At 46.1% G+C, this 13,728-nt stretch carries 11 protein-coding genes, 1 tRNA gene, 1 rRNA gene and 1 riboswitch; of the genes, 2 read left to right on the top strand and 11 right to left on the bottom strand.

Features of this window, described 5'->3' with window-relative positions; translation table 11 throughout:
- Positions 1 to 36 precede the first annotated feature (36 nt).
- Positions 37 to 1,230, bottom strand: a complete 1,194-nt coding sequence (locus ATB76_RS26005) for a multidrug effflux MFS transporter (protein WP_196298589.1) — start codon at positions 1,228 to 1,230, stop codon at positions 37 to 39.
- 107 nt (positions 1,231 to 1,337) lie between these two features.
- On the opposite strand from ATB76_RS26005, the gene ATB76_RS26000 reads away from it, so the two are divergent.
- The gene (locus ATB76_RS26000; RefSeq protein ID WP_038868610.1) at positions 1,338 to 2,279 is read left to right on the top strand and encodes a LysR substrate-binding domain-containing protein; all 942 of its coding nucleotides are present in this window, start codon (positions 1,338 to 1,340) and stop codon (positions 2,277 to 2,279) included.
- Between the two features lie 203 nt (positions 2,280 to 2,482).
- Complete coding sequence (locus ATB76_RS25995; protein ID WP_061036336.1) at positions 2,483 to 4,273, top strand: aminopeptidase P family protein; 1,791 nt, start codon at positions 2,483 to 2,485, stop codon at positions 4,271 to 4,273.
- Between the two features lie 142 nt (positions 4,274 to 4,415).
- On the opposite strand, the gene thiH is transcribed toward ATB76_RS25995, so the two are convergent.
- The 10 genes from thiH to rrf form a co-directional block, all read right to left on the bottom strand.
- Entirely contained in the window at positions 4,416 to 5,528 is a 1,113-nt protein-coding gene (gene thiH / locus ATB76_RS25990) for a 2-iminoacetate synthase ThiH (RefSeq protein ID WP_061036335.1), read from the bottom strand.
- A gap of 34 nt (positions 5,529 to 5,562) precedes the next feature.
- Complete coding sequence (locus ATB76_RS25985) at positions 5,563 to 6,330, bottom strand: thiazole synthase (RefSeq protein ID WP_009703039.1); 768 nt, start codon at positions 6,328 to 6,330, stop codon at positions 5,563 to 5,565.
- Positions 6,331 to 6,335: 5 nt separating this feature from the next.
- Entirely contained in the window at positions 6,336 to 6,590 is a 255-nt protein-coding gene (gene thiS, locus ATB76_RS25980) for a sulfur carrier protein ThiS (protein ID WP_005378804.1), read from the bottom strand.
- Between the two features lie 38 nt (positions 6,591 to 6,628).
- Entirely contained in the window at positions 6,629 to 7,402 is a 774-nt protein-coding gene (locus ATB76_RS25975) for a HesA/MoeB/ThiF family protein (protein ID WP_061036334.1), read from the bottom strand.
- Positions 7,389 to 8,804 carry a thiamine phosphate synthase gene (locus ATB76_RS25970; protein WP_061036333.1) on the bottom strand — a complete coding sequence of 472 codons (1,416 nt, stop codon included), beginning with the start codon at positions 8,802 to 8,804 and terminating at the stop codon, positions 7,389 to 7,391. Before ATB76_RS25970 ends, ATB76_RS25975 begins: the two co-directional genes overlap by 14 nt.
- Complete coding sequence (thiC, locus tag ATB76_RS25965) at positions 8,804 to 10,744, bottom strand: phosphomethylpyrimidine synthase ThiC (protein WP_061036332.1); 1,941 nt, start codon at positions 10,742 to 10,744, stop codon at positions 8,804 to 8,806. Before thiC ends, ATB76_RS25970 begins: the two co-directional genes overlap by 1 nt.
- A 165-nt stretch (positions 10,745 to 10,909) precedes the next feature.
- A riboswitch (TPP riboswitch) is annotated at positions 10,910 to 11,008 on the bottom strand.
- 61 nt (positions 11,009 to 11,069) lie between these two features.
- Positions 11,070 to 11,453: a fluoride efflux transporter CrcB gene (gene crcB / locus ATB76_RS25960; protein WP_042603359.1), complete on the bottom strand. Its 384-nt coding sequence runs from the start codon at positions 11,451 to 11,453 to the stop codon at positions 11,070 to 11,072.
- Positions 11,454 to 11,576: 123 nt separating this feature from the next.
- Complete coding sequence (locus ATB76_RS25955; RefSeq protein WP_042603358.1) at positions 11,577 to 12,959, bottom strand: multicopper oxidase family protein; 1,383 nt, start codon at positions 12,957 to 12,959, stop codon at positions 11,577 to 11,579.
- 406 nt (positions 12,960 to 13,365) lie between these two features.
- A tRNA-Asp gene (locus ATB76_RS25950) sits at positions 13,366 to 13,442 on the bottom strand.
- A 32-nt stretch (positions 13,443 to 13,474) separates the two neighbouring features.
- Positions 13,475 to 13,591, bottom strand: a 5S ribosomal RNA gene (gene rrf / locus ATB76_RS25945).
- Positions 13,592 to 13,728: the final 137 nt, after the last annotated feature.

The following is a 13,728-nucleotide window of genomic DNA, read 5'->3' as shown; positions in this document are numbered from 1 at the left end:
CGTTAGGTACATTGGAAAATACTAAATTACCGAGTTTTACGCATTCGCCAATTTCGCATGCCAGTTCTTACCTGCTTTGCTAAACAGAATCACCAAAGCTGGAAGCAATACCCACATATGAATCGCAATCAGAGTTTGTGGATCCAGTGATAAACGCTGTAGCGTACCTACCAACAAACCAGAGCCACTCATTTGGAACAAACCAAGTAGTGCAGCCGCAGTACCCGCTTTATCACCAAACGGTTCTAACGCTTTACCTGCTGCTGCACCAAGAATCCAAGCGAAGCCAACCGATGAGATAAAGATTGGCAGCATGAAAGACAGCGCCGTGTTGTGTCCTTTCATCACCATCATGATAACGCCAGCTATCGAGAGTAAGCTAATACCAACAACCAGTGAATTGTGCGTACCCCAGCGATCCATGAATTTCGGTGCCAACATACAAGCTGCAATATTAAACGCCGCGTTAAGACCAAACCAGAAGGTAAACTCGTTCATGGATAAACCCATGCCCGTCATCAGTACACCTGGAGCTGATGTGACGTAAGCAAGAATGACCGCCATCGCCATTAGACACAATGATGCATGGAAAATGAATGACGGCGTGCTTAATACAGACCAATAACGGCTCAGTTTAAACACAGCTTGTTTTTCAGTTGCAGGGTTGGTTTCTTTCATTCCAAAGAAAATCATCGTTCCGGCAATCACAGCGAAGCCGGCCATGAAGCTGAAGTTTGCACGCCAATCGAATTGCTGGGTTAACCAACTGCCTAAAATAGGCGCCAATGCCGGGATAAAGCAGATCGCCCCGTTAAGGTAACTGATCATTTTGCCACTTTTTTCCGGACCAAAGATATCGCGAACTGTTGCAAAGGCTGCTACAGATGTTGCACATGCACCTAAGCCTTGTAGCAAACGAGCCGTCAACATCCACTCAATATTTTGAGCACTCCACGCCAATAAAGCGCTCAATGCGTAGATGGTGATGCCTCCCAATGCAACAGTTCGACGTCCGAGTTTATCTGCCAAGGGGCCTGCGAATAGCTGGCCAACGCCCATAGCAAATAGGAACCAAGTGATGGTGTCTTGTGCCAATGCATTTTCTACCTGAAAAGTGGATGCGATAAGAGGCAAAGCAGGTAGATAGATATCAATCGCAAGCGGACTGAACAGAACTAACATGGTCAACAGCGCCATCTGTTTTTTGCTATTTGTAATATGGCTAGACACAAAACACTCCAAATTGAATAAGAACTTTTGAGCAAAGCTTAATCATCTGATGATATGAATGGAAATGATGTATACTCATGACCATTATTCCAATGAGGAAAATCACAGTGAACGTAGAGAAACTGGTACGCATCGACCTCAACTTGTTGGTCTGTTTTAAGGTACTAATCGAGGAGTTGAATGTTACTCGAGCTGCACACCGACTCTGTTTGAGTCAGTCTGCAGTGAGTAAATCTTTGGCCAAGTTACGCACTCAGTTTGATGACCCTTTGTTCACACGAAACTCGCATGGATTGACGCCAACACCACGAGCTTTGTTCCTCAAACCGAAACTGGATCTGTTGATAAATCAACTTGATGTCCTGACTCAACCAGAAGAGTTCTCACCACAGAGCAGTGAATACCGTTTTCAAATTGCTGCGGTGGAGAGTGTCTACCCGTTGATTTTGCCCCACTTCTTGCCAGCAATATTCCAACAAGCACCTGGCGTGACCATCAGCACGCATCCATGGTCTGAACAGACTTTTAAAATGATTCAACGTGGTGAGATTGATTTGGGTATGACGGGGCGAGATATCGACATCAACGATGCCAAGCTGACTATGTTGCCGCCCGATGACATTTGTGAACAGGAAATCTATCGCGACCACCAAATGTGTATCGTGCGTAAAGACCACCCAGCTTTGCGTGGTAACTGGAACTTAGAAGCTTACCTAGCCCTGCGTCATGTACAGGTGCGTTGTGATGGCAACGACCGTTGGTTGCTCGACTATCGTTTAGCCGACATTGGTCGCGAGCGTGACATCGCAGTCACCGTCCCGGACTTTAACAGCGCTGCCAGTTTGTGCTCTTACACTGATTTTGTGTTTACCGCGCCAAGTCACTTTGTAAAGCTGGCAGCCAAGCAACACGACATGGCATTGCTGCCGCTGCCACTCGAATTCCCGCCAATGGCTTACACTTTGTTCTGGCACCGAGACAGAGAAAATGACCCGGCTTTAACTTGGCTACGTACCATGATCACGCAAAAAACCGATCATCTTAGATAAAAATCCCGGACGCGATTTGCGCTCTTACGGTAAAATGAGTAGCTTAACAGTCGATAGTCCTTTTTGGCTCATCTATGGCCTGTTGTACTCCGACTCTATTGAAGTGATTGCGAACCTCAATGGAATCGTAAACTGCATGAAGCAGATGGAAACAGCTCCCACACCTGAGCATGAAGGAGCGGTAATTTGAAGGAATAACACAGATGCACAACGATACCCAAAGCCGCGTGAATGCAATTCGCGAATGGCTAGCACAACATAATATTGATGCCCTACTTGTCCCTCATGAAGACGAGTACTTGGGCGAATACGTACCAGCGCACAACGAGCGTTTACATTGGCTAACTGGTTTTACCGGTTCTGCTGGTGCTGCGGTAATCACCAAAGACAAAGCCGCTATCTTTGTTGATGGTCGCTACACAGTACAAGTCACTAAGCAAGTTCCTGCTGATCTATTCGAATACCGTCACCTAATTGAAGAGCCTGCGCTAGATTGGATTAAAGACCATCTTGCAAATGGTGCGTCTGTGGCAATCGATCCTCGCATGCACAACTCTGCTTGGCTAGACATGGCACAAGCAAAACTTGCAGGTGCACTTGAGCTTAAGATTCTCGACAGCAACCCAATTGATGAGCTGTGGCACGACCGTCCTGCTCCTGTGGTTTCTGATGTTCGCCTAATGGCAACAGACGCAGTTGGTCAATCAAGTGAAAGCAAACGTCAAGAAATCGCAGAGCTCTTGAAAAAAGCCGGCGCAGACAGCGCAGTTATCACTGCACTTGATTCTATCTGTTGGCTGCTTAACGTTCGTGGTCTTGATGTATCACGTCTACCAGTTCTGCTTTCTCACGCGATTCTGAACTCAGATTCAAGCGTGGAATACTTCCTAGATCCAGCTCGTCTACCTGCTGAGTTTGACGCTCACGTTGGTTCTGGCGTAACAGTTCACCACCCAGAAGCATTGCAAGCACGACTAGAAACTCTAACTGGCAAGAATGTACTGGTTGACCCTGCGACAAGTAACGCGTGGTTTAAGCTGGTTCTACAAAATGCTGGTGCATCAGTGGTAAGTAAAGCTGACCCATGCCTAATGCCAAAAGCAGCGAAGAACCCAGTTGAAATTGCAGGCATGAAAGCATGTCATATCCGCGATGGCGTGGCGATGAGCAAGTTCCTATCATGGTTAGATACTGAAGTCGTTGCGGGTAACCTGCATGATGAAGCAACATTGGCTGACAAACTGGAAGCGTTCCGTAGCGAAGACCCGACACTGATGGATCTTAGCTTCGATACTATTTCAGCTGCGGGCGGCAACGCGGCGATGTGTCACTACAACCACGAGAACCAACCTGAACCTGGCAAGCTAGAGCTAAACACGCTTTACCTAGTGGATTCAGGCGGTCAGTACCTAGATGGCACGACAGACATCACGCGTACAATTGCGATCGGTCAGCCTTCACAAGAGATGATTAAACAATTCACTCTCGCACTAAAAGGTCACATCGGTGTTGCTCGTGCACGTTTCCCGAAAGGCACACGTGGTTACCAAATCGATACGCTAGCTCGTCAGCACCTATGGGCGGAAGGCTACGATTACGATCACGGTACAGGTCACGGTGTTGGTCACTTCCTAAGTGTTCATGAAGGTCCAGCGAGCATTTCGAAGAAGCAAATCGACGTGCCTCTAACAGAAGGTATGGTGCTATCCAACGAGCCAGGTTACTACCGTGCAGATGCGTTTGGTATCCGTATTGAAAACCTAGAGCTTGTTGTTGAAACCCCAACTAACGGTGACTTCCCTGTTCTATCATTTGAGTCGCTAACACGCTGCCCAATCGACAAGCGCAACATCAATGTTGATATGCTAACTCGTCCAGAGCTTGCATGGCTGAATGATTACCATCAGAAGGTATGGGATGAGATCAGCCCACTTGTTGAAGGTGATGTGAAAGAGTGGCTTCGTCACGCAACGCTACCAGTAGCACACAGCTAGAAGCTAGAAGCTAGAAGCTAGAAGCTAGAAGCTAGAAGCTAGAAGCTAGAAAAAGTAGAGGGTTGATGTTTTTCATCAACCCTCTTTTCTTTGCCTATGTTTCACGTGAAACATAGCGATGACCAGTGGCTTTATTTGTTGCTTAACCAGAATACGCTGAGTGCCAATCTCGCCATACAGGGTCAAATCCTTTGGCTCGAATCATCTCTTCCACAGAACCCGCACTTCGCTCATCGCTGATCTCAAACTGCTCGAGTTCAACATCATCCATCGCATAACCACCCGGCTGAGTTTTCGATGCAGCAGACATACTGGTGATGCCTAACGGCAATGCATTGTCTCTGAACTTCGGTGATTCACGAGTCGATAATGACAACTCCACCTCTGGATTCAACAAACGATAAGCGCAAATCAACTGAACAAGCTGCTTATCCGTCATGACTGATTTTGGTTGGAGCGCGCCCTCACAAGGACGTAAACGTGGGAAAGAAATTGAGTACCGAGTCTGCCAATATGTGCGCTCAAGATAGTCCAAGTGCGCTGCGACATAAAAACAGTCGGTACGCCACTCTTCCAACCCTATTAAAGCACCAATACCGATCTTATCAATGCCCGCCTTTGCAAGACGATCGGGTGTATCCAATCGGTATTCAAAATCCATCTTATTGCCACGTAAATGGTGCTCGGCATAAGTCGAAGGATGATACGTTTCTTGATAGACCATCACCGCATCCAAACCCAATGTCTTGAGCTCAGCGTATTCGTCTTGATCAAGTGGCTGTACTTCCATCGCCAAATAGTTAAAGCGCTTCTTAATCATAGGCACCATTTCGCGGAAGTATTTCATACCCACTTTGGTTTCGTGCTCGCCAGTCACCAGCAATACGCTATCAAACTTCATGCGCTTGATGGCTTCGACTTCTGCTGCCACTTCGTCCCGATTCAAGGTACGACGCTTGATTCTGTTCTCCATGGAGAAGCCACAATAAGTACAAGCATTGGCGCACAAGTTAGAAAGGTACAATGGAATATAAAGCGACATGGTATTACCAAAACGCTTGCGAGTTGCCGAGTATGACAGCTGCGCCATTTGCTCTAAATATGCTTCAGCCGCTGGTGAAATTAGCGCTTTAAAGTCTTCCAAATCACGCTTGGGTTTATTCAATGCCCGCTCGACATCTTGTGCCGTTTTCGCGTAGATCGACATCGAAATGTCATCCCAATTAAGCTGCTTAAATTGTTCAACGAAGCTCATGTTTTCCTCGCTTAATAGCTAAACCAATCTAGGACTAAAGCTCATCTAGGAATGACGTCAGTGGACTCGACGCAACCGCATGAGAAACCTTACCAGCAAGTCCGGCTTCATAAGCCATACGCCCCGACTCTACCGCCAACTTAAATGCCCTCGCCATCGCAACGGGATCGCTCGAAGCCGCAATCGCGGTATTAACTAGCACGGCATCCGCGCCCATTTCCATCGCACGCGCGGCATGTGAAGGTGCGCCGATACCCGCATCGACAACCACTGGAACATTAGCTTGGTCGATGATGATCTCTAGGAAGTCGTGAGAAACTATCCCTTTGTTAGAACCGATCGGCGCACCTAATGGCATGACCGCTGCACAACCTACTTCTTCCAATCGTTTACACAGAACCGGGTCAGCATGACAATAAGGAAGCACAATGAAGCCCTCACGAACCAGTTGCTCAGCAGCAGCAAGTGTCTCAATTGGATCGGGCATCAAGTACTTCGGGTCTGGATGAATTTCTAGTTTTAACCAATTAGTACCCAACGCTTCTCGCGCCAGTTGCGCAGCAAACACAGCATCTTTAGCATTCTTTGCACCCGAGGTGTTCGGCAATAAGTTCACACCCGCTTGTACTAACGGCAGCAAAATATCGTCTTGTTGGTCGTTCACATCGACACGCTTCAACGCCATGGTCGCAAGTTGAGATCCCGACACTTGAATCGCTTCTGCCATTAATCGGCTGTTGGCAAACTTCCCTGTTCCCGTGAACAGTCTTGATTCGAATTGTTTATCACCAATTTTAAGCATCGACTTTAACCCCCTGCGATCGCTTGAAACAAAGAGATGCTATCTCCCTGTGAAAGAACTGTGCTAGCCCACTCACTGCGCGGCACAACATTGTTATTAATTGCAAAAACACAGCCCATTTCAGGCAGCGCAAATTGACTAATGATTTGCTGTAGATTCGACTCACTGGCAACTTGATGCGACTGGTCATTGATGACAATAGTGATCACATCTAAGTCAGCAGCGGTCATTTGTGTTGTTTGTTGTTCTGATAACGTCATTGCTTCCAACTCTCTTAATTCTGCCCATTACTCGTAAGCTAAATCTGAGCACACACTTGGCACTGTTTGTCTTTGCTTATCGCCATGGTTTGCCATTGCAGTTTCAACCCATCAAACAGATGCAACTTGGCAGTCTCGACATGAAACTTTCCCGTCGCCAGTTTTTGAATTGCCGCTATCGCTTGGTAGTTACCAAGTGTGCCTACCACCGGACCGACGACACCGCTCTCACTGCATTTTTGACTTTGTGGTAATTCGTCGAACGGATACAAGCAGCGGTAACACGCTTTACTCTGCGCTTCTTGTTCACTTGGTGTTTGGTAATCAAAGACAGCGAATTGTCCTTGCCAACCAATTGCCGCCGCCGAGATGAGCGGCGTATTTTGCTCGAAACAAACTTGGTTGATGAGCTGGCGCGTTGGCATGTTATCGGTGCAGTCGAGCACCACATCCGCTAGCATCACCTCAAGCTGCAACTGTGCTTTGTCTAGTCGCTTATTGAGGGCACGAATTTGAACCATAGAATTGAGGTCAGTGAGCTGTTTTACAGTTGCTTCTGTTTTCGCAACTTGAAGGTCTTGTTCACGATAAATGATCTGGCGTTGCAGGTTACTGCTATCAACTTTATCGTTATCGACCACAACCAATTTACCAACACCCGCTGATGCCAAGTACAAACTCGCAGCACTTCCTAACCCACCACAACCGATGATCAGCACATGCGATTTACTCAAACGCTCTTGCCCAACTTCGGCAATTTCTGGCAGAGCGACTTGACGTTGATAGCGAAGGAACTGCTTATCCGTGAGCATGCTCACCTCTCTTGCTATGCGCCAACTCAATATTCTTATCAGTAAACGTTAGCTGTCTTTCCTTCATCAGTTGTGCGAAGAACTCGATGACCGATTGAGGTGATTCTGCCAACGTAATAGCTCGCACAACTGCCAAACTAGAAACACCTGTTTGCCAAACTTGGTCTGCATTGGATTGGTCAATGCCACCAATCGCAACCGTCGGAAAGCCAAGCACATTGTCACTAACTGCTTTGTCTTTTGCAGGACGGAAAGCAGCCTCTGTGTTTGTATAAGGAATGCTATCAATCAGCTTTTGATACAGTGCCAAGCGCACTAAACCTTGTGGTTTCGATGGCATCTGTTTTGTGGTGGTTGGGAAAATATGCCCTAGCGCGATGTAGCTAGGATGAATTTGTACGATGCGCAGTAGTTCGTAATAACCATGAGTAGAAAGACCAAGACGAATACCGGCTTTAGTTAGCTGAGCCAAATTCGATTCTTCTATGTCTTCTTGTCCTAGGTGAACGCCATAAGCGCCATGCTTGATTGCCAACTGCCAATAGTCATTGATGAACACTTGTGCTTGATACTGACGACCTAGCTCAATTGCTCGAATGATCTGTCGTTCTAAATCGGCTTGTTGTGGGTTCTTGATTCGCAGTTGAATAGTGTTGATGCCTAGTGACAGTAAACGCTCAATCCAAGCCACATCATCAACGACTGGATAGAGCCCTAAACTTTGCTTAGTCAGAGTTGGAAAGCTAACGCTATCGCCTTGTGCAGACCAACCAACTTGAATACCTAGTCGGTTATCTTCCAGTACAGGTGTGGGAAAATCATCAAATTGGTCAGCCCACTGAGTAGATCTTCCCTCGTCAAGATTGTCATTCAACAGTGTTTCACGTGAAACATTCGCTTGTTGAGTTAACATTCCTCGAGCAAGTGTTAACGCATCTTCGATAGGAAAATCGAGTACTGTCAGCGTTACTATCCAAGCAAGGTGATATTTGGGAGCGAACATTGCGTTGAATTTGGACTTAACGGAAAGCGCTCTCACTTCGTTGTTAATTGGGTGACGCCAGATATCAAGCTGAAGCACTTTCTCCTTTTCATCGGATACTTGCGTATCAGCAATGCCAATATAAATCGCTTTCGACGGCTGCTTAGCACACGCTTCTACCGATAAAGCAGAGCGGTAATAGAGCACAAATGAACTCTCATTCTCAGAGTCATAACCATCAATAAGATCTGTCGTTATGCGCGTGGTCTGTTGGTCGCGAACAAGCTGAATAGATTGAGTTGGGCTCACACCCAACTCAATGTCTTCGATGCTAAAACCCTGTTCTTTCGCCAACAACAAACATTGTTGAACTAAACCTGTTAGCTCAATCAATGATGACGGAATAAGGATTTTACTCATTAGTCACTTACCTCGGCATGTGCTGCTGGGTGGTATAGCTCAGAACCTGTATCTCTAAACTCTTGGGATTTCTGACGCATCCCCTCAAGAGGATCATCCAACATTTTGATCGATATAGCTTGGTCCGCAGCAACTTGCTCAGTGTCTTTCGCATACTCTCGCACCTCTTGCGAGATCTTCATCGAGCAGAACTTTGGTCCACACATGGAACAGAAGTGAGCAACTTTTCCAGACTCTTGAGGCAAGGTTTCATCATGGAAAGCACGAGCAGTATCTGGGTCGAGCGACAAGTTAAATTGGTCTTCCCAACGGAACTCGAAGCGAGCTTTAGAAAGCGCGTTATCACGAACTTGTGCACCAGGGTGTCCCTTCGCTAAATCAGCGGCGTGCGCAGCAAGCTTGTAAGTGATCATACCTACTTTCACATCTTCTTTGTTTGGTAAACCAAGGTGCTCTTTCGGAGTTACGTAGCAAAGCATTGCACAGCCATACCAACCAATCATGGCAGCGCCGATGCCTGAAGTAATATGGTCGTAACCAGGAGCGACGTCCGTCGTCAGCGGACCAAGCGTGTAGAAAGGTGCCTCATGACAGTGCTCTAGCTGCTCTTCCATGTTCTCTTTGATCATATGCATTGGAACATGACCAGGACCTTCGATAATCACCTGTACGTCGTATTCCCACGCTATCTTGGTTAACTCACCAAGGGTACGAAGCTCTGCAAATTGCGCTTCGTCGTTAGCATCAGCAACCGAGCCAGGACGCAGACCATCACCAAGAGATAGTGCGACATCGTACTTAGCACAGATTTCACAGATCTCTCGGAAATGGGTGTATAAGAAGCTTTCTTGATGATGCGCTAAACACCATTTTGCGATGATAGAACCACCACGAGAGACGATGCCAGTAACGCGTTTTGCTGTCATTGGTACATAGCGAAGTAGTAAACCGGCATGGATAGTGAAATAGTCAACACCCTGCTCTGCTTGCTCAATCAGAGTATCGCGCATCACTTCCCAGTTAAGGTTTTCAGCAACACCATTCACTTTCTCAAGCGCTTGGTACATAGGTACAGTACCGATCGGAACCGGACTGTTACGCAGAATCCACTCGCGAGTTTCGTGAATATTACGTCCAGTAGAGAGATCCATAACGGTATCGCCACCCCAGCGCGTCGCCCACACTAGTTTCTCTACTTCTTCTTCAATCGAAGAAGTGACCGATGAGTTACCGATGTTGGCGTTCACTTTGACCAAAAAGTTACGCCCAATGATCATTGGTTCGGATTCTGGGTGGTTGATATTAGAAGGGATAATTGCGCGACCTTCGGCGACTTCTTTACGCACAAACTCGGCGGTAATGTCTTTTGGAAGATTCGCTCCGAAGCTTTGACCCGGATGTTGTTGATTCAGCACTTCATCGCGGTATTGAGCACGTCCCATATTTTCACGTAGGGCGATATATTCCATTTCTGGGGTGATAATGCCTTTGCGAGCGTAGTGCAACTGAGTCACACACTGCCCATCTTTGGCACGTCGAATACGTGGTAGATTACCGTAACGAAGATCGTCTAGCGTTTCATCTTCTAGGCGCTCTTTGGTGTATACCGAGCTTACTTCATTAAGTAGCTCAGTATCGACACGCTCTTCAATCCACCCTTCTCTCAGTTTAGGTAAGCCATTGTAAAGGTCTATGGTGTGATTTGGGTCTGTGTATACACCCGAGGTATCGTAAACGCGTATTGGCTCATTAGGCTCGAAAATAGGCGCTTCTTTTGTGCCTCCAATAAGGCTATCAGCGAGTGATATTTCACGCATTGGTACACGAATATCTGGACGTGAACCCTCTACGTAGACTTTGCTTGAATTTGGGTACGGTTGTACCGAGAGTGTATCAATGAACTGTTTTGCTTCCAGTCTCGCTTGCTTGCGACTCGACATAGCATTTTTCCTTGCTTTGTTATGCTTAGATAAAAAGTATTGGGATAAAAATGCTTGGCGGATAGATGCGACAAGAGGAATCGAATTAAGGACAGATTGAGCAAGTGCTCTTCGTCTATAACAACATTCGACTATTTGATAGGTCAACCAGATAGAACTCTGGTGTAGATATCTTCTCTTGTTCCCTTCGCAGATTCTAATCTGATCAGGTTCAACGGATCCCGAATTAACGGTCTCAGCCTTATGGCACTCCGACAAGTGAAATCAGTATATAAAAACGGCTTGGTTAAACCAAGCCGACCTGATTAATATTTGAGTATTTTTGCTAGCTACGCATCAATAATTGGAAACCAATCCACGCAGCTGAAATGCTTAACACGACATTCAGTAGTACGTTCAATCCCATCTTAAAGAAAGCGCCCTGCTGCATAAGCAACACGTTATCCATCGAGAAAGTAGAGAATGTGGTTAATGCGCCCAAAAAACCAAGACCGATGATTTGACGCCATGGGTCAGTGACCATCAACTCAGTTTCAAACGCAGCAATCAGTAGACCCATAATAAATGAGCCAACCACGTTCACGGTTAAGGTACCGTACGGAAAGCCACGACCGAGTAGCATCACACAAAATTCAGAAATTAAGTAACGAGAACATGCACCAAATGCACCACCCAATGCAATAAAACCCAAAACGGATAGTTGTCCCATAATTCCCCCAGAAAAGTTAATGGCGACATTGTAATCAAATTTACGGCAATAGTGATTATACAATCTTAGAATTCAGCAAAGTATAGCGCTTAAAACTTACCAAGATTTAAAAAGTTACAGGAGTCACTTTACTTCAATATAACCCATCAACCCCGTCTTCATGTGTTCGATCACATGACAATGGTACATCCAACGTCCTGGGTTATCTGCAACAAATGCCGCTTTCGCACTGCCGTTTTTTCCAAGCAAGACCGTATCAGTATGAAACGGTTCATCGAGTTTTTTACCGTCTAATTCAAGAACAGTAAATGTGTGTCCATGTAAATGAATGGGATGATGATATTGGGTGACATTCTTAAGGTTGAAGATATAGGTTTTTCCCATCTCCAATGTTGAAAGCGGTGCTGGAATACTATCTTTACTCATCCCCTCCCAAGCTCGTTTATTCATCAGCCAGAACTTAGGTATCGCTTTGCCCGATTTATCGGCCGGAGTGACCGCCCCCTCCCATTCAAACACATAATCAATTTGATCAGCATTTTCCAAATCAAGATCTGGCACAGGGTTGAGAGGCAATAAAGGCAGTTTCTGATTACTCGGCAGGTCAGACTCAACAATATCAAACTCACACAAAGGAAATGGGAAGCGTCCTTTCATTTGACGCACATAAACACGTTCTCCAGCCTTCGGAGCAATCAATCCGATATCTAACCTCATTCCCGGACCAATTTTGTGCTGAGTGAGCTTATAAGGCGTTTTAACAGGATTACCATCTATAGCAATAACCCAAGCCTCTGCGCCTTCTATAGCGATCGGATAAGTAATGGTGTTATCGACATTAGCAATTCTTAATCGCGTGGAAGCATTCTGCTTCAGCGTATAAACAGGTTCATGCACACCATTGACGCTACTCCACTCTCCGGGCGTCCCCATACGAGCACTCAAGCGCGGCACCATAAGGCTCTTCCACTGACCTTGCTTGTCTAAATGCCAATGCTTGAGGACGACTTCATGCTCTTCATCAAACTGAACAGGCTCTGCCTCTTCAACGATGATTAGCCCGACTAAGCCCATCCCAAGTTGCTTAACGCTATTCATGTGTGGGTGATACCAGAACGTACCGGCATCTGGCGGTGTAAATTCATAAACGAATGTTTCGCCAGGCATGATAGGCAGCTGGCTCAAGAAAGGGACACCATCCATTTCAATAGGGATTCGCAAGCCATGCCAGTGGATTGTAGTCGGCTCTGAAAGCTTGTTAGTAAACCGAATAATAACTTTCTCGCCTTGGCGACAACGAATCGTAGGCGCTGGAATCAAGCCATTAAACGCAAGTACATCCGTGGTAAACCCTGATACTAATTCAGCAGTAGAAGGCTCTGCAGTGATGTCGTATATGTGCTGACCCTGTTTATCAGTACTCCTAGATAGAGAACATGCAGGCAGAACGGTAAGCGCAGAGATCGCTAAGGAAGATTTAAGGAAGCGTCGACGAGATATATCCATGTATTTAGTGACTCATTATTCCAATTGATGTGAGTGTAACTAAATATTAATAATGATTCTCACTTATCTTTTAAAGATGTGCACTCATAATGCTTAGGGTCAGGAATATAAATAAAATTCCATATTTTATAGGCACTAAAAAGGTAGTAAGCACCTACGTACATATAATAAACAAGTAAAAGAGGTCGGTTTGAGAAGGAGGGGAGTTTAATGATAATAAAGCTAGAGCAAGTAGGAAATTGCAGACTCTAGAAACGACGAAAGCCTTGCTATTTCTAGCAAGGCTTTCTAAATAAATGGCGGAGAGGCCGGGGTTGCGGGCAACCGGGACTCGTTCCCTGAAAAGGGAAAATATTTTTGCTTATAAACGACAAAACCCAGTCCGAAGACTGGGTTTCTAAATAAGTGGCGGAGCGGACGGGACTCGAACCCGCGACCCCCGGCGTGACAGGCCGGTATTCTAACCAACTGAACTACCGCTCCGCACTGGTTAGACATTTAAGTCTAAATTTAAAGCCTGGCGATGTCCTACTCTCACATGGGGAAACCCCACACTACCATCGGCGCTAATTCGTTTCACTTCTGAGTTCGGAATGGAAGTCAGGTGGGTCCAAATCGCTATGGTCGCCAAGCAAATTCTTTAATTCGGAAAACTGATTTTAAGTTCTACTACACATTCAATCGTTCTTGCATTGAGTCCATCAAAACCCCTTGGGTGTTGTATGGTTAAGCCTCACGGGCAATTAGTACAGGTTAGCTCAACGCCTCA

The sequence above is a fragment of the Vibrio sp. MOR3 genome, assembly GCF_001557775.1.
Classification (GTDB): Bacteria; Pseudomonadota; Gammaproteobacteria; order Enterobacterales; family Vibrionaceae; genus Vibrio; species Vibrio jasicida.
The sequence above is the reverse complement of the archived record's forward strand: the minus strand, read 5'-3'. Positions and strand labels throughout refer to the sequence as shown.